Source organism: Spiroplasma endosymbiont of Andrena trimmerana (assembly GCF_964019575.1).
Taxonomy (GTDB): Bacteria; Bacillota_I; Bacilli_A; order Mycoplasmatales; family VBWQ01; genus Spiroplasma_E.
Genome location: NZ_OZ026455.1, coordinates 1 through 15,615, shown reverse-complemented (window position 1 = coordinate 15,615; position 15,615 = coordinate 1). Strand labels below are relative to the sequence as shown.

General features: G+C 25.0%; 31 protein-coding genes. 8 read left to right on the top strand and 23 right to left on the bottom strand.

Going from position 1 to position 15,615, the window contains the following annotated elements; genetic code table 4:
- Window positions 1-8 precede the first annotated feature (8 nt).
- The 8 genes from AACL03_RS00155 to AACL03_RS00120 all read right to left on the bottom strand — a co-directional run bounded on the left by AACL03_RS00155 (window position 9) and on the right by AACL03_RS00120 (window position 2,818).
- A complete protein-coding gene (locus tag AACL03_RS00155; protein WP_338956747.1) occupies window positions 9-269 on the bottom strand; it encodes a hypothetical protein in 261 nt (86 codons plus the stop codon).
- A 34-nt stretch (window positions 270-303) separates the two neighbouring features.
- Window positions 304-504 carry a hypothetical protein gene (locus tag AACL03_RS00150; RefSeq protein ID WP_338956748.1) on the bottom strand — a complete coding sequence of 67 codons (201 nt, stop codon included), beginning with the start codon at window positions 502-504 and terminating at the stop codon, window positions 304-306.
- A 1-nt stretch (window position 505) separates the two neighbouring features.
- The gene (locus tag AACL03_RS00145) at window positions 506-694 is read right to left on the bottom strand and encodes a hypothetical protein (RefSeq protein ID WP_338956750.1); all 189 of its coding nucleotides are present in this window, start codon (window positions 692-694) and stop codon (window positions 506-508) included.
- Entirely contained in the window at window positions 694-819 is a 126-nt protein-coding gene (locus AACL03_RS00140; protein ID WP_338956654.1) for a hypothetical protein, read from the bottom strand. Before AACL03_RS00140 ends, AACL03_RS00145 begins: the two co-directional genes overlap by 1 nt.
- A 1-nt stretch (window position 820) precedes the next feature.
- Window positions 821-1,678 (bottom strand): hypothetical protein, encoded by an 858-nt coding sequence (locus tag AACL03_RS00135; RefSeq protein WP_339038651.1) that lies wholly within the window; start codon window positions 1,676-1,678, stop codon window positions 821-823.
- A gap of 217 nt (window positions 1,679-1,895) precedes the next feature.
- Window positions 1,896-2,099 carry a hypothetical protein gene (locus tag AACL03_RS00130; RefSeq protein WP_338956753.1) on the bottom strand — a complete coding sequence of 68 codons (204 nt, stop codon included), beginning with the start codon at window positions 2,097-2,099 and terminating at the stop codon, window positions 1,896-1,898.
- 59 nt (window positions 2,100-2,158) lie between these two features.
- Window positions 2,159-2,347, bottom strand: coding sequence for a hypothetical protein (locus tag AACL03_RS00125; protein WP_339038649.1), 189 nt, complete (start codon window positions 2,345-2,347; stop codon window positions 2,159-2,161).
- A gap of 180 nt (window positions 2,348-2,527) precedes the next feature.
- The gene (locus AACL03_RS00120; protein WP_339038647.1) at window positions 2,528-2,818 is read right to left on the bottom strand and encodes a cation-transporting P-type ATPase; all 291 of its coding nucleotides are present in this window, start codon (window positions 2,816-2,818) and stop codon (window positions 2,528-2,530) included.
- 383 nt (window positions 2,819-3,201) lie between these two features.
- On the opposite strand from AACL03_RS00120, the gene AACL03_RS00115 reads away from it, so the two are divergent.
- The 5 genes from AACL03_RS00115 (at window position 3,202) to AACL03_RS00095 (ending at window position 7,670) form a co-directional block, all read left to right on the top strand.
- The gene (locus AACL03_RS00115) at window positions 3,202-3,402 is read left to right on the top strand and encodes a hypothetical protein (protein WP_252320689.1); all 201 of its coding nucleotides are present in this window, start codon (window positions 3,202-3,204) and stop codon (window positions 3,400-3,402) included.
- Between the two features lie 69 nt (window positions 3,403-3,471).
- Entirely contained in the window at window positions 3,472-4,086 is a 615-nt protein-coding gene (gene yihA, locus AACL03_RS00110; protein WP_338959507.1) for a ribosome biogenesis GTP-binding protein YihA/YsxC, read from the top strand.
- Window positions 4,087-4,333: 247 nt separating this feature from the next.
- A complete protein-coding gene (locus tag AACL03_RS00105) occupies window positions 4,334-4,834 on the top strand; it encodes a hypothetical protein (RefSeq protein ID WP_339038661.1) in 501 nt (166 codons plus the stop codon).
- A gap of 204 nt (window positions 4,835-5,038) precedes the next feature.
- The gene (locus tag AACL03_RS00100) at window positions 5,039-7,336 is read left to right on the top strand and encodes a cation-translocating P-type ATPase (RefSeq protein ID WP_339038659.1); all 2,298 of its coding nucleotides are present in this window, start codon (window positions 5,039-5,041) and stop codon (window positions 7,334-7,336) included.
- Window positions 7,337-7,397: 61 nt separating this feature from the next.
- On the top strand, window positions 7,398-7,670 hold the full coding sequence (locus tag AACL03_RS00095) for a hypothetical protein (protein WP_338959512.1): 273 nt from the start codon (window positions 7,398-7,400) through the stop codon (window positions 7,668-7,670).
- 165 nt (window positions 7,671-7,835) lie between these two features.
- On the opposite strand, the gene AACL03_RS00090 is transcribed toward AACL03_RS00095, so the two are convergent.
- The 15 genes from AACL03_RS00090 to AACL03_RS00020 form a co-directional block, all read right to left on the bottom strand.
- Window positions 7,836-7,988 carry a hypothetical protein gene (locus tag AACL03_RS00090; protein WP_339038657.1) on the bottom strand — a complete coding sequence of 51 codons (153 nt, stop codon included), beginning with the start codon at window positions 7,986-7,988 and terminating at the stop codon, window positions 7,836-7,838.
- A gap of 111 nt (window positions 7,989-8,099) precedes the next feature.
- Window positions 8,100-8,960 (bottom strand): hypothetical protein, encoded by an 861-nt coding sequence (locus tag AACL03_RS00085; protein ID WP_338957723.1) that lies wholly within the window; start codon window positions 8,958-8,960, stop codon window positions 8,100-8,102.
- Window positions 8,960-9,217 carry a hypothetical protein gene (locus tag AACL03_RS00080; RefSeq protein WP_338957725.1) on the bottom strand — a complete coding sequence of 86 codons (258 nt, stop codon included), beginning with the start codon at window positions 9,215-9,217 and terminating at the stop codon, window positions 8,960-8,962. Before AACL03_RS00080 ends, AACL03_RS00085 begins: the two co-directional genes overlap by 1 nt.
- Before the next feature lie 9 nt (window positions 9,218-9,226).
- Window positions 9,227-10,282 (bottom strand): hypothetical protein, encoded by a 1,056-nt coding sequence (locus AACL03_RS00075; protein ID WP_338956741.1) that lies wholly within the window; start codon window positions 10,280-10,282, stop codon window positions 9,227-9,229.
- Window positions 10,283-10,311: 29 nt separating this feature from the next.
- Window positions 10,312-10,476, bottom strand: coding sequence for a hypothetical protein (locus tag AACL03_RS00070; protein ID WP_339038654.1), 165 nt, complete (start codon window positions 10,474-10,476; stop codon window positions 10,312-10,314).
- A 9-nt stretch (window positions 10,477-10,485) separates the two neighbouring features.
- Window positions 10,486-10,683: a hypothetical protein gene (locus AACL03_RS00065; protein WP_338956743.1), complete on the bottom strand. Its 198-nt coding sequence runs from the start codon at window positions 10,681-10,683 to the stop codon at window positions 10,486-10,488.
- Window positions 10,684-10,686: 3 nt separating this feature from the next.
- Window positions 10,687-11,010, bottom strand: coding sequence for a hypothetical protein (locus AACL03_RS00060; protein WP_338957437.1), 324 nt, complete (start codon window positions 11,008-11,010; stop codon window positions 10,687-10,689).
- 12 nt (window positions 11,011-11,022) lie between these two features.
- A complete protein-coding gene (locus AACL03_RS00055) occupies window positions 11,023-11,283 on the bottom strand; it encodes a hypothetical protein (protein WP_338956747.1) in 261 nt (86 codons plus the stop codon).
- Between the two features lie 34 nt (window positions 11,284-11,317).
- Window positions 11,318-11,518, bottom strand: a complete 201-nt coding sequence (locus AACL03_RS00050; protein ID WP_338956748.1) for a hypothetical protein — start codon at window positions 11,516-11,518, stop codon at window positions 11,318-11,320.
- Between the two features lies 1 nt (window position 11,519).
- Window positions 11,520-11,708 (bottom strand): hypothetical protein, encoded by a 189-nt coding sequence (locus tag AACL03_RS00045; protein ID WP_338956750.1) that lies wholly within the window; start codon window positions 11,706-11,708, stop codon window positions 11,520-11,522.
- Window positions 11,708-11,833 (bottom strand): hypothetical protein, encoded by a 126-nt coding sequence (locus tag AACL03_RS00040; protein WP_338956654.1) that lies wholly within the window; start codon window positions 11,831-11,833, stop codon window positions 11,708-11,710. Before AACL03_RS00040 ends, AACL03_RS00045 begins: the two co-directional genes overlap by 1 nt.
- A gap of 1 nt (window position 11,834) precedes the next feature.
- On the bottom strand, window positions 11,835-12,692 hold the full coding sequence (locus tag AACL03_RS00035; RefSeq protein ID WP_339038651.1) for a hypothetical protein: 858 nt from the start codon (window positions 12,690-12,692) through the stop codon (window positions 11,835-11,837).
- Window positions 12,693-12,909: 217 nt separating this feature from the next.
- The gene (locus AACL03_RS00030; RefSeq protein ID WP_338956753.1) at window positions 12,910-13,113 is read right to left on the bottom strand and encodes a hypothetical protein; all 204 of its coding nucleotides are present in this window, start codon (window positions 13,111-13,113) and stop codon (window positions 12,910-12,912) included.
- Window positions 13,114-13,172: 59 nt separating this feature from the next.
- Window positions 13,173-13,361 (bottom strand): hypothetical protein, encoded by a 189-nt coding sequence (locus tag AACL03_RS00025; protein WP_339038649.1) that lies wholly within the window; start codon window positions 13,359-13,361, stop codon window positions 13,173-13,175.
- A 180-nt stretch (window positions 13,362-13,541) separates the two neighbouring features.
- On the bottom strand, window positions 13,542-13,832 hold the full coding sequence (locus AACL03_RS00020) for a cation-transporting P-type ATPase (protein WP_339038647.1): 291 nt from the start codon (window positions 13,830-13,832) through the stop codon (window positions 13,542-13,544).
- Window positions 13,833-14,215: 383 nt separating this feature from the next.
- On the opposite strand from AACL03_RS00020, the gene AACL03_RS00015 reads away from it, so the two are divergent.
- The 3 genes from AACL03_RS00015 to AACL03_RS00005 form a co-directional block, all read left to right on the top strand.
- Complete coding sequence (locus tag AACL03_RS00015) at window positions 14,216-14,416, top strand: hypothetical protein (protein ID WP_252320689.1); 201 nt, start codon at window positions 14,216-14,218, stop codon at window positions 14,414-14,416.
- Between the two features lie 69 nt (window positions 14,417-14,485).
- The gene (yihA, locus tag AACL03_RS00010) at window positions 14,486-15,100 is read left to right on the top strand and encodes a ribosome biogenesis GTP-binding protein YihA/YsxC (RefSeq protein WP_338959507.1); all 615 of its coding nucleotides are present in this window, start codon (window positions 14,486-14,488) and stop codon (window positions 15,098-15,100) included.
- Window positions 15,101-15,347: 247 nt separating this feature from the next.
- On the top strand, window positions 15,348-15,615 hold a 268-nt coding region (locus AACL03_RS00005), incomplete at its 3' end, for a hypothetical protein (protein ID WP_339038644.1).

The following is a 15,615-nucleotide window of genomic DNA, read 5'->3' as shown; positions in this document are numbered from 1 at the left end:
AACTACTCCTATATTATTTTTAATAATTTTAAAATTAATGAAAAAGTAAAAAGTACTAAAATAATTGCTAACAATGGTGCTGGCATAGAAACTATTTGTTGTGAACTATCACCAAAAATAAAACTTTTAATAACCAAAGATAAATTATGTAAACCGGAAAAATCAGTAATATAACTTTGCAAAATATTTTGCACAATATTATTTAAAGAAGGTAAAAGTTTACCTAATAAAGGAAAAACAAAAATTATTGCAAAAAATAATTTAATCATAACTATTACCTCCTAAAAACAACTTTAGTTTTTTCTACCTAAATCCACGAATAATATGTCCTATAAATTCTTTAATAAATACTAAGACCATCATAAATATTGGGATTAAAACTGGTCAATTTGTCATAATTGAATCACCAGCAAATACTCAATCAAATACATAACTAAAAGATTCTAATAATTTTTGGCCAATACCTCCAATCATATTTAATAGTGCGGTTAAACCTGCGGGCATTTTAATCACCTCCCTCCTCTAATTCTTTTCTTGCTCTTTCTTTCCGTTTTTGTTCTTTACAATATCAACAATCGGGATCAACTATATCATGTTTTTTATGTTTAAATTTTCAAACTAACTTTTTAATAGTACCTTTAAAAAACCAAGAAGTAGCAAACACAGCCAATATTACAACTATTCATTTAACCATTATTTTTTACCTCCTAAAAAATTATCAAAACTCATATTTTCACTTAATCTTTGTTCAAAATTTCGCTTTGCTTTTTTCTTATGTAACTTTTGTCTTGGCATATTTTTTCATTTATCTTTTTTCATTTTAAACACCACCTAATGTATAAGCATAAGAATAATCCCAGTTTAAACTTGCTCTATCTAAATTAATCTCCGACATATTATCATCATTTAAATCAACATCAACCATACTGTCATTTGTACTTTGATAATCACTAACACTAGTGTTAATTAATTTTGCTCTTTCATCAGTAAATACTTCTTGTAACTCTATATTATTATGTGTATTGCCTAATGGCAACAATAAACTATTTATAATTTCACTTGCTCCCGCAATTATCGTAGGAATAGCAAAATAATTATTAAAATTATTATTAATTCCCATAGCAACACCACTACTAATCAAACATCCACCAGTAGCCATATTACATATCTTTCTTATTGCTTCAAATTTATTAGGTATTAACTCAGTTAAACCACTAATAACATTCGCTATACCAAAACTATTTAAAGATATATAAGTATCTCAATCTACAAAAGGCTTATCAATTACTGGATTAGGAGTTGGTATTGGAGTAGGAATTGGTGGTTCAGTAGGACAAGGCGGCCAAAAACAAGGTTCATCTCTTAATAAAGAAACTGACTTATCTACATACTGAACAAACTTGGCATAGTTAATTAAACCAATAGTCCCTAAACCTAAAAATATCTTTTTATAACTATTAATAACTTTATTTCTAGTAGTTGGTCTTTGATTAATATTCCATATATCAATTCCTAACTTTTTACTAAATAACAAAGAATTTATAGAACCTAATACTGGGTCTTTTAAATATTGACCATAATAAGCACTAACACCTACCATAGCACTTAATGGACTTAATCCAGTTCTTAAAATTTTAGTTAAAGTATAATTACTAGTTTGCTCTAATTCATTAGGCATAAATAAAACTCCTTACTTTATATACTAATAAGGAGCTTATTTATGAATTATAATCTAATCCATTGGGGCTTAATGAAAAATATATAATCCATATATAAGCCCCTTATTTAATTTTTACTTATTTCTTTTATTCTCTTTTTTTATTCGTTCCATTTCATTAGCAACTCTGTAACACATTTCACAACCATATACTCGTTCATAAGTTCAATCACTACATTTATGTCTCATAATTTAACTTACTTTCTTGCTGTCTCATTGCCTTATTTAAAGCAATATCTAATATACAATTTGGACAATAATATTTTCTAGTATATAAGTTTTGTAAAACTCTTTTAGGACAAATAACTTGGTCACAAAGTTTACACATATAAATAGCTAAATGAAACGGTTGTCCACAAGAACAATTATTACTTCTAGCCATAATTTAAAATTAACTCCTAACATAAAATAATTATTTAAAATTACCCTTTTAATAAATAACTATTTTCAATTAGAAAGTTTTTTAATATTACCGCTTAAATCAAGTTCAAGTGAATAAAAATTACCAACTTTTAAATCAAGAGTAGATAAACAATTATTAAAATCACTAGCAAATTCCGGATTATATCATTTATCACGTGTTTGACCAGTTGGCACACTTGTTTGTTTGTTTATTTCTACAAACTTCAAAACATCAAACTTTAATGTTTGACCTTTATTATTTTTATCGGGAATAATACGCCCTTTTTCAATTTTTATTTGTTAAATTTTACTTCTTTTTTATTTTTTTTGATAAATATTTTTGGGAAATTTTCACTCGATATTGACAGTATGCTTTTAAACTCAAAATAATACCTAAATTAAAGGCGTTTATTTTGTGATACCTATACTATTAATTATATTGAATGGTCCAAAATATGCTTTTAAAAATTCTAAAATTCAATTAAATTTTGTATTTTTTAAAGTATTAATACCATATTTTTTTCTTCTTATTTCAATTTGGTCTGTTTTAAGACCAAAATTATGTAAATCTAAATTTTTTAGTAATTGTTTTTGGTTAAATTGTGCAATTTGTTTAATATAATCACCATTTGTGTAAACTAATGGTTTTTTAAAACTAAATTGTAATTTAAAATAAATTTTGTTTAAAAAAATCTTCATAATTTCTTTACCTCCTTATTTTTCTTATTTTAAGACTTTTAAATAAGGATTTAGAAATTTATTAACACGGTAAAAAAAATATTTTTTTAGTAAAAATACTAGGAGAATATTTGACTGAATCTTTATTTAAAAGTACACTTTTAAAATTACTAATTTTTAAATTAGTATTGTTTTTATTATTATAAATGGAATCGCTGTCAGTCATGATATCACTCTCCTTTATCCTTTGACATTTTAACATGTTTCTCTTTAAAAAGATAACTTTTTTTAATTTATATAATTTTAGGAAAAAGATGATTACTATAAAATATTCAAATTTATTTTATGTTATTATTAATTAATGTTACGTGTTACTTTAATAATTAAAATAATAGGAGGTAAACATGAATACATTTGTAATAGTTGGTATTATTATAATAGCTATTGCTATTATTAGTTTTATGTTATTATTTAAAATTATAAAATGACTTGCTATTTGTATTATTGTTGGTGGTATCATTTTGGCTGCATTATTTTTTGGTTTTGGTATATGACCATTAGATAATATTCATTTTACTAATTTTATTAATATTAATAAAAATTAAAATAATAAATAATAATTAGTTTAAATTTTAACTATTGACTATAATATATTTTTGAATAAGAGGTAAAAAATGGAACGAATTAAGCAAGCACAATTTTTAACTAGTGCTATTAAAGAAGAACAATGGCCGCAGGATGAAATTCCTGAATTTTGTTTTGTTGGTCGCAGTAATGTTGGTAAATCAACATTTTTAAATACAATTTGTAATAATGGTAAGTTAGCTAGAGTTTCACAAACACCTGGTAAAACACAAATGCTAAATTTTTTTACAATTAATAATAATATTTGTCGCTTTGTTGATGTTCCTGGCTATGGTTTTGCTAAAGTATCAAATGAAAAAAAAATCCAATTTGCGACAATGATGGATGAATATTTTCAGTCACGAAAAAATTTAAAAGCAGTTTTTTTATTATTAGATTTAAGACATGCACCCAGTAAAGATGATATTGATATGTTGGAATATTTACAACATTATCATTTAAAAATTCATTTAATTGCTACTAAAGTTGATAAAGTGAAAAATAGTCAATTAGTAAAAAATAAAAAATTAATATTATCAACTTTAAAACTTAGCACTAATACTCCTATTATTTTATTTTCTAGTATTAGTAAACAAGGAATTGATTTAGTAATTAGTAAATTAACAGATGATGTTAATACTGATGAAGTTGAAGTAGAAACTTAATAGTATAATATTTGTTGCTATAAAAAAGATAAAAGTTGTTTAATATGTATATATTCTTATCTATTTTTTATTTATATTGATTATAAACCAGTATATCTATAAATTGTATATGATAGTTTGCAATTATTAAAAATATCAATATTCAGTATAGAAAAGAATATAATAATAATTAAACTTAATATAAGTTTTTAACTCATTATTTTGATAAAAATAAATGAGTTTTTATTTGAAAGGAAGATTAAAAGAAATGCCTATAAAAAATGAAATTTTACAAAATCTTGAAGCAAAATCAGAAGAAAATGTAGAACAAAAACCTACAAAATGAAAAAAATTTAAAACAAAACATCGAACAACCGCAAAAATTATAAAAGTGACTAAAGGTGCTGCTGTTGGTGCTTTGTATATTAATCCTATTGCTCAAATAAGCGCTTTAGTTACTGCTATTGTTGCGGGTGGTGTTAGTGACCGTTCTGAAGAACAATTAAAAACTGATATAATAACTGCTGCTGCTAGTGCTGGTGCTGTTGGTGGGATTGCCAATGCTGTAATATTACCTGTTTGTATTCCTGTTGGTGCTGCTGTTGGTGCTATTACTTTTGGCATAGATGCAGCAAAAAAATTTGATGAAAAACAAAGAAGACAAATTGAAGTTGACAATGATAAGTTTGCAGATAAAAAAACCGCTATAAATAATATAGATTCACAAATTGAAGTAAAAATAGAATCAAAGAAAATGGCCAGTTTATAATTAATTTTTAGATTTAAGATAGTCTATGTTATAATATAAGTATATTACTTTTTAAGGTAATAAATCCCCAATAACATGATTGGGGATTTAGTGTTTTTAATATTTTTTAACATTAAAATGTGTATAATTTATTTTTGTATATATTGTGTGTTAAAAAATAATAAAAAAGATTAAAATATTAAAATTTGAGGAGATGAAGTTAATATGAATAATACAAGTGATATAAATGATAATTTTGTTATTAGTAGAGCAGTACTGTCAGATGTTTCATGTACCTCTTGTGCTAGTGTCATCGAAAGACATTTTACCAAAGAAGATGGTATTACTGTTAGTATCAATTTTGCTACTAAAAAAGCACAATTTAGTTATGATCCTAAGTTTTGAAATGAAAAAAAAATTAAAAAAGCAATGCATCATTTAGGATATGAAATTTGTAAGTTTGAAACTGAGATTAAAGATATAAAAACGAGTCACCAAGTTGATATGAAAGATATTACAGATGATCATAGTAGTCATAGTCATAGTAGTGAACAACATCAATCTCATATGTCAGAACAACATCATAATCATCAACATAATGTTAAATTACGTGATTTAATTGAACTTATTATTGGTTGAATATTGTTACTACCATTATTATTAATTATGATACCTAATACTTCATTTTTTGATAGTTTACGTAATCCTTATGTCCAACTTGCACTAGCACTTCCAATTCAATTTTATTTTGGTCGTAAATTTTATATTGGTATTTATCGAGAATTAATTAAACAAAAATGACCCGGTATGCATACTTTAGTAGTACTAGGAACAACAACGGCATTTATTTTTTCTATTTATTTAATGATAATTAATAAAACCGAACACTTATATTTTGAAGTTAGTGCTTCAATTATTATGATTGTTTTACTTGGTGATTTAATTAGTGCTGTTGCACAGAAAAGGGCTACTAGTGGCTTAGAAAGTTTAATGTCATTAAAGCCAAAATCAATCTTAAAATATGATTATAATACCAAAACAGAAACTTTTATTAATATTGAAGATGTACAATTAAATGATATTTTAATTATTCGAAAAGGTGAAAATATTCCTACTGATGGTCAATTAATTAGTGAAGAAGCATTTATTAATGAATCAATGTTAACTGGTGAATCGCAAGTTATTACGAAACAAGTTAACCAAAATTTAATTGGTGGAACTAATAATGTTGGTGATAGTTTTAGAATGAAAGCAACTAAAATTGGTAAAGACACAGTATTAGCAAGTATTATTAAGGCAGTTGAAGATGCACAATCTCAGAAACCAAAATTACAAAAATTGGCTGATAAAATTTCTGGGTGATTTACACCAACTGTTATTTTAATTGCCATTTTAGTTTTTCTTATTCGTTATTTTGCAGTAGGTAATGGTGTGCAAGAATCATTAGAAATTGCAATTGCAACTTTAATAATTGCTTGTCCTTGTGCATTAGGGATTGCAACACCATTAGCAGTTGCTGTTGGAATTAATAAAGCAGCAAAAATAGGAATTATTTATAATAAGGCTAGTGCTTTTGAAAAAATTACTAAGATTGATACCATTTGTTTTGATAAAACAGGAACATTAACTACTGGTAATTTGGTTATTACTAAAATTTATGGTCAAGAAAAACATGTTAATAAGGCAATTGCTATGGAAAAACATTCAACACATCCTTTGGCTTTAGCTTTTTCTTTATATGCTAATACTAATAATGTTGGACAATCATTGACAATTACCGAAGTTAAAGAACAAATTGGTTTTGGTATTAAAGCAAAATATCAAACTGAAGAATTACAAATTTCATCACTTGAAAATTTACAAAAAGCAAAAATGCCATTTAGTCCATTTCTAAAAACATTTGATTTTGAAACAGTTACTCCTAGCCAGAAAGTATTGGCATTGGCAATTAATAAAGTTGTTACTAATATTTTTATTTTAGAAGATGAATTACAAACAAATGCATTATTAACAATTGAAAAAGTTAAAAAACAGGGAATTGAGGTTATTTTAATTAGTGGTGATAATGAATCACAAACACTTGCTATTGCTAATCGCGTTGGGATAGAAACATACTTTGCTAATGTTACACCACAAGGTAAATCACAAATTGTTGCTGATTTACAAGCAAAAGGGAAAAAAGTAGCGTTTGTTGGTGATGGTATTAATGATGTTATTGCCTTAGAACAATCTGATTTAGCAATTGCAATGGGCTCTGGTAGTGATATTGCTAAAAAAATTGGTGATATTACTATTCTTGATAATGATATTAGTATTATTTATAAGGCTATTGTTTTAACTAAAAAAACTAAAAATAATATTTGAATGAATTTTATTTGAGCATTTAGTTATAATATTATCATTATTCCATTAGCTGCTGCCGGATTTATTATTCCACCGTTGGCTGCAATTGCGATGGCTCTTTCTGATATAACTGTTGTTGGAAATTCATTAATTTTTAAATGAAGAAAATATAAATATTAGATAATATATAAATTAATAATAAATAAAAAAGTACTTTATTTTTTTGAAAGGGGAAATTTAAATGGCTAGACAAAATGAAGAAAAAAGAGCAGAGCTTGATCAAAAGATATCTATTTTACAGGAAATGATACGTATTATAGAAGAAAAAAATAATGTTGAACCAAACCCTGATGAAAAGTTGATTAGAATTAATCAACTGATAATTGATGATTATAAGAACAAACTTTCTCTATTAGTAAAAGAAAGAGAAAATAATGATTGAGAAACAATTAATTTAGAAGATATTGATAAACCATCTACAAGTCAAAATAAATGAAGTTTATCAAAAATATAAAAAAAGTTACCTTTCTCTATAACCCTACTAGGTAAGTATTTTGATTATACTTTATCATTGTTGATTTGTATAGCAATTTTAGTGTTTTTTTAAAATTTCAATATTTTTTTATATTTAAAAGAGTCAGATTTTAAATCTGACTCTTTTAAGGAATTATCTGTTTATCTATTTGTTTTTAGGATTTTCTTCAGCATTAGCTCATAATGCTGCTGCTTTTCCAAAAGCCTCAGTATGTTTTAATTCTGGGTGTTCTGCTTTAACTTTTGGCAATGTAGTTTTCATAAAAATATTAAAAACAGTAGGTTTTTTTGCTGTCATATTTTCCTTCTCCTTTCACTTTTCTTCAAGTATATAGGGACTTCGTCCCTCGCCACTACGTGGCTCACCCAAATTATAGTCCCAGTAGGTTCACTGGGACTATAATCATTTTTATTTATCTTTATTTTTAAGTTTATCTTTTTTCTTTAAAATATTATCCAATTTATCCAAACCAGCAAATTTAATATCACTATAAGTCATATCGATACTACTTGCTTCTTTAAGGTATTTCTTAGGTGACAATTCACTTTTAAGTTCATGCACATAATGTAAAGCCCTAGAATTATACCTTTTCAACCAATGTCTAGGAAAAAATAAAGTCATAGCCATTGCTTCACCGCTATAACTTGGAGGCATTATGCCTTTTTTAATCATTTTCTTTGTTCTACGACGTGAAAACACTACTTTATTATAATCCTCAATATTAGTATATAAATTAAGATTAAATATAACAACAAAGCCCAAAAAACGCATTCTTTTAACTTGCACAACATACTCTACTTTTTCTCTTGCTTGTACTGGTATTCTATTAGGGTGTTGTTCAATCAAATACATTGTACCATTAAACATGTGACCTATTAACTTACAAAATTGTCCTAAACTTTCTTGTTGATTTTTAAACTGTACTCCTAAATCATTAGAATTTATTTTTAATGCTAATTCATCTAAAATTATTAAATCTTGTTCCTCAAAAGCATAATTACTTGCTAACTGATTAAAAGTAAAAACATCGTTATAATTAACCAAATAAGAATAACCATTTTTTAATTTAATAGGAAAAGGACTAACTACTCGTTTTTTATGAGTTTGTGCTAAACAACAAGCAAGAGCAGATTTACCAGTGCGTGGTGGCGCTGAAATAATATAACTACCTACACGTTTTAAAATTTTAACATTACGAATAGTTATAAGAATTGGATAAATAATCATAATCAAACCTATAACCAATAACACGTAACCATATCAAGGCATTATTTAACCACCTTATTTTTATTTTTAAACTTACTTTTAATTCAAAAACAAAATTTCATAAAATATGAACCAAAAACAAAAGAAAAAATAAAATTAAAAATAAACAATAAAAATTGAACATCAAAACCAGAATTTTCATAAAATAATTTTAATTTATCTACATCAAAATTAAAAAATAATGCAGTAACTAATGATGTTAAAAAACAAACAACAACTGTAATCAAAATTTCACATCAAAACAATCTTTTATTTTCCATAATAAACTCCTAACCTATAATTAAACTAATTGCTCTAACAAATAACCATAAAGGTATAATATTTTCTATTCCACTAACAATATCAACATTTAAAGCAGTACTAATCGTATCTGAAAAAATATGTCGTAATAAACTATCTGTTGTAAAAAGAAATTGTCTTAATGGTTCAACTGGTAAAACTTTACCAACAACACCATAAAGTATTCATCTAAAAGCATTACGCAGATGACCAAAAACATCATATCAACTAACACGTTCATACTCAGGGTTAAAAGGACTATTTGGTGGTACTGGAACAATATCTTTGGAAGAAAAAATATTCATCTGACCAAATTTAACATGCAAACCGTCACGATTAGTTAACGAAGATAAATCAAAATCAATTGTTAAATGCTTTAAATTTGGAACACGAACCGGCATAGTAACAAAATTATATTTTCCTAAATTATAAACACTATCTTTATCATTTAATACACCTTTAAAATTATAACGAATATTACCCTCATAATCTAAAAATGAAAATGTATAAATAGAAGAAAAATAACTAAAATATTCAGCAGAAATATAAAACATAAAACCTTGTATATAAAAACTCAAAGGTTTTGTAATTTCAAAAGTCAACTTAAAACTTAAATTATTAGAAACATTATAATTTCAAAAAACTAACTCATTAAACTTACCAGTTTGTATATAATTATGATTAAATAAAATAAGAGATAACTGGTTTAAATCTTGCTCTGTAAAATCATAATTTGTAGACAAATCACTAACTCGTCTATCAAAATTACCTACCACATCAGAATGAAATTGAATTGAATAAGGAGTATCAGTAGTTTTATGTACAACAGCAGAAACTAATTTTAAATCTGGTTGGCCAACATCAAAATAAGCAGAGTTTCATGGAATAGTTGCTCAATCATTAAAATCATTATATTTAACGGGTTTAACCATATCGCTAGTTATAGTGTAATTACTTTCACTAGGTGCATTAAAAACAATTAAACTAGTTGGTGCTTGAACAGTACTATTTACAACAAAAAATAATTTAACAAACTTAAATCACATAATTATTTACCAAATAAACATTTTAAAATTTACCATGAACCATAAAATATAATAAATCCAATAAAAAACTGAGTTCCATAAACCACTAAATTTCATAAAATAGTAGTAAAATCATCAACTGGACTACCTATAAACATAGTTCAATAATCAACTATACATTGATGTATTTTATTGTAAATATCTCAAACACTCATAATTAACACCTACCCAAATAATGACCTAAAAACAAATTTAATACTACGATAAATAAAATTAAAAAATACACCTAATACCAACCAAAAAGTCAAATTAAACAAAATATAAACTTCATCAGTAATATTTGGTTGATTTAAAAATATACTAATATCATTACTAGAAAATATAAAAATTAAATGCAATATACTATTAACAAAATCACTCATAAATTAAGCACCTACAAACTTCCCTTTTTTATTTTCAACACCCTTAGCCTTATTTCTTAAACGTTTTCTTTCATGTTGTTTAGCAATTTGCTTTCCAACAAATTTTGAACTTCCTTTAATATTTCTATAACTTTGCTTTACAGTACCCGATGTAAAAACTGGCTGAATATCAATATTTAAAAAAACTGACATAGCAAACTTTATTAAAAGAATAAAAACAACAAAAGTCCCCAAATTAAAACCCAAATCTGCCATTGGCAAATTTCAAAATTTCATAAAAATTTGCGCAAATAATTCTAAAATTTTTGAAATAAAAGCAACACCCATAATAAACTACTCCTATATTATTTTTAATAATTTTAAAATTAATGAAAAAGTAAAAAGTACTAAAATAATTGCTAACAATGGTGCTGGCATAGAAACTATTTGTTGTGAACTATCACCAAAAATAAAACTTTTAATAACCAAAGATAAATTATGTAAACCGGAAAAATCAGTAATATAACTTTGCAAAATATTTTGCACAATATTATTTAAAGAAGGTAAAAGTTTACCTAATAAAGGAAAAACAAAAATTATTGCAAAAAATAATTTAATCATAACTATTACCTCCTAAAAACAACTTTAGTTTTTTCTACCTAAATCCACGAATAATATGTCCTATAAATTCTTTAATAAATACTAAGACCATCATAAATATTGGGATTAAAACTGGTCAATTTGTCATAATTGAATCACCAGCAAATACTCAATCAAATACATAACTAAAAGATTCTAATAATTTTTGGCCAATACCTCCAATCATATTTAATAGTGCGGTTAAACCTGCGGGCATTTTAATCACCTCCCTCCTCTAATTCTTTTCTTGCTCTTTCTTTCCGTTTTTGTTCTTTACAATATCAACAATCGGGATCAACTATATCATGTTTTTTATGTTTAAATTTTCAAACTAACTTTTTAATAGTACCTTTAAAAAACCAAGAAGTAGCAAACACAGCCAATATTACAACTATTCATTTAACCATTATTTTTTACCTCCTAAAAAATTATCAAAACTCATATTTTCACTTAATCTTTGTTCAAAATTTCGCTTTGCTTTTTTCTTATGTAACTTTTGTCTTGGCATATTTTTTCATTTATCTTTTTTCATTTTAAACACCACCTAATGTATAAGCATAAGAATAATCCCAGTTTAAACTTGCTCTATCTAAATTAATCTCCGACATATTATCATCATTTAAATCAACATCAACCATACTGTCATTTGTACTTTGATAATCACTAACACTAGTGTTAATTAATTTTGCTCTTTCATCAGTAAATACTTCTTGTAACTCTATATTATTATGTGTATTGCCTAATGGCAACAATAAACTATTTATAATTTCACTTGCTCCCGCAATTATCGTAGGAATAGCAAAATAATTATTAAAATTATTATTAATTCCCATAGCAACACCACTACTAATCAAACATCCACCAGTAGCCATATTACATATCTTTCTTATTGCTTCAAATTTATTAGGTATTAACTCAGTTAAACCACTAATAACATTCGCTATACCAAAACTATTTAAAGATATATAAGTATCTCAATCTACAAAAGGCTTATCAATTACTGGATTAGGAGTTGGTATTGGAGTAGGAATTGGTGGTTCAGTAGGACAAGGCGGCCAAAAACAAGGTTCATCTCTTAATAAAGAAACTGACTTATCTACATACTGAACAAACTTGGCATAGTTAATTAAACCAATAGTCCCTAAACCTAAAAATATCTTTTTATAACTATTAATAACTTTATTTCTAGTAGTTGGTCTTTGATTAATATTCCATATATCAATTCCTAACTTTTTACTAAATAACAAAGAATTTATAGAACCTAATACTGGGTCTTTTAAATATTGACCATAATAAGCACTAACACCTACCATAGCACTTAATGGACTTAATCCAGTTCTTAAAATTTTAGTTAAAGTATAATTACTAGTTTGCTCTAATTCATTAGGCATAAATAAAACTCCTTACTTTATATACTAATAAGGAGCTTATTTATGAATTATAATCTAATCCATTGGGGCTTAATGAAAAATATATAATCCATATATAAGCCCCTTATTTAATTTTTACTTATTTCTTTTATTCTCTTTTTTTATTCGTTCCATTTCATTAGCAACTCTGTAACACATTTCACAACCATATACTCGTTCATAAGTTCAATCACTACATTTATGTCTCATAATTTAACTTACTTTCTTGCTGTCTCATTGCCTTATTTAAAGCAATATCTAATATACAATTTGGACAATAATATTTTCTAGTATATAAGTTTTGTAAAACTCTTTTAGGACAAATAACTTGGTCACAAAGTTTACACATATAAATAGCTAAATGAAACGGTTGTCCACAAGAACAATTATTACTTCTAGCCATAATTTAAAATTAACTCCTAACATAAAATAATTATTTAAAATTACCCTTTTAATAAATAACTATTTTCAATTAGAAAGTTTTTTAATATTACCGCTTAAATCAAGTTCAAGTGAATAAAAATTACCAACTTTTAAATCAAGAGTAGATAAACAATTATTAAAATCACTAGCAAATTCCGGATTATATCATTTATCACGTGTTTGACCAGTTGGCACACTTGTTTGTTTGTTTATTTCTACAAACTTCAAAACATCAAACTTTAATGTTTGACCTTTATTATTTTTATCGGGAATAATACGCCCTTTTTCAATTTTTATTTGTTAAATTTTACTTCTTTTTTATTTTTTTTGATAAATATTTTTGGGAAATTTTCACTCGATATTGACAGTATGCTTTTAAACTCAAAATAATACCTAAATTAAAGGCGTTTATTTTGTGATACCTATACTATTAATTATATTGAATGGTCCAAAATATGCTTTTAAAAATTCTAAAATTCAATTAAATTTTGTATTTTTTAAAGTATTAATACCATATTTTTTTCTTCTTATTTCAATTTGGTCTGTTTTAAGACCAAAATTATGTAAATCTAAATTTTTTAGTAATTGTTTTTGGTTAAATTGTGCAATTTGTTTAATATAATCACCATTTGTGTAAACTAATGGTTTTTTAAAACTAAATTGTAATTTAAAATAAATTTTGTTTAAAAAAATCTTCATAATTTCTTTACCTCCTTATTTTTCTTATTTTAAGACTTTTAAATAAGGATTTAGAAATTTATTAACACGGTAAAAAAAATATTTTTTTAGTAAAAATACTAGGAGAATATTTGACTGAATCTTTATTTAAAAGTACACTTTTAAAATTACTAATTTTTAAATTAGTATTGTTTTTATTATTATAAATGGAATCGCTGTCAGTCATGATATCACTCTCCTTTATCCTTTGACATTTTAACATGTTTCTCTTTAAAAAGATAACTTTTTTTAATTTATATAATTTTAGGAAAAAGATGATTACTATAAAATATTCAAATTTATTTTATGTTATTATTAATTAATGTTACGTGTTACTTTAATAATTAAAATAATAGGAGGTAAACATGAATACATTTGTAATAGTTGGTATTATTATAATAGCTATTGCTATTATTAGTTTTATGTTATTATTTAAAATTATAAAATGACTTGCTATTTGTATTATTGTTGGTGGTATCATTTTGGCTGCATTATTTTTTGGTTTTGGTATATGACCATTAGATAATATTCATTTTACTAATTTTATTAATATTAATAAAAATTAAAATAATAAATAATAATTAGTTTAAATTTTAACTATTGACTATAATATATTTTTGAATAAGAGGTAAAAAATGGAACGAATTAAGCAAGCACAATTTTTAACTAGTGCTATTAAAGAAGAACAATGGCCGCAGGATGAAATTCCTGAATTTTGTTTTGTTGGTCGCAGTAATGTTGGTAAATCAACATTTTTAAATACAATTTGTAATAATGGTAAGTTAGCTAGAGTTTCACAAACACCTGGTAAAACACAAATGCTAAATTTTTTTACAATTAATAATAATATTTGTCGCTTTGTTGATGTTCCTGGCTATGGTTTTGCTAAAGTATCAAATGAAAAAAAAATCCAATTTGCGACAATGATGGATGAATATTTTCAGTCACGAAAAAATTTAAAAGCAGTTTTTTTATTATTAGATTTAAGACATGCACCCAGTAAAGATGATATTGATATGTTGGAATATTTACAACATTATCATTTAAAAATTCATTTAATTGCTACTAAAGTTGATAAAGTGAAAAATAGTCAATTAGTAAAAAATAAAAAATTAATATTATCAACTTTAAAACTTAGCACTAATACTCCTATTATTTTATTTTCTAGTATTAGTAAACAAGGAATTGATTTAGTAATTAGTAAATTAACAGATGATGTTAATACTGATGAAGTTGAAGTAGAAACTTAATAGTATAATATTTGTTGCTATAAAAAAGATAAAAGTTGTTTAATATGTATATATTCTTATCTATTTTTTATTTATATTGATTATAAACCAGTATATCTATAAATTGTATATGATAGTTTGCAATTATTAAAAATATCAATATTCAGTATAGAAAAGAATATAATAATAATTAAACTTAATATAAGTTTTTAACTCATTATTTTGATAAAAATAAATGAGTTTTTATTTGAAAGGAAGATTAAAAGAAATGCCTATAAAAAATGAAATTTTACAAAATCTTGAAGCAAAATCAGAAGAAAATGTAGAACAAAAACCTACAAAATGAAAAAAATTTAAAACAAAACATCGAACAACCGCAAAAATTATAAAAGTGACTAAAGGTGCTGCTGTTGGTGCTTTGTATATTAATCCTATTGCTCAAATAAGCGCTTTAGTTACTGCTATTGTTGCGGGTGGTGTTAGTGACCGTTCTGAAGAACAATTAAAAACTGATATAATAACTGCTGCTGCTAGTG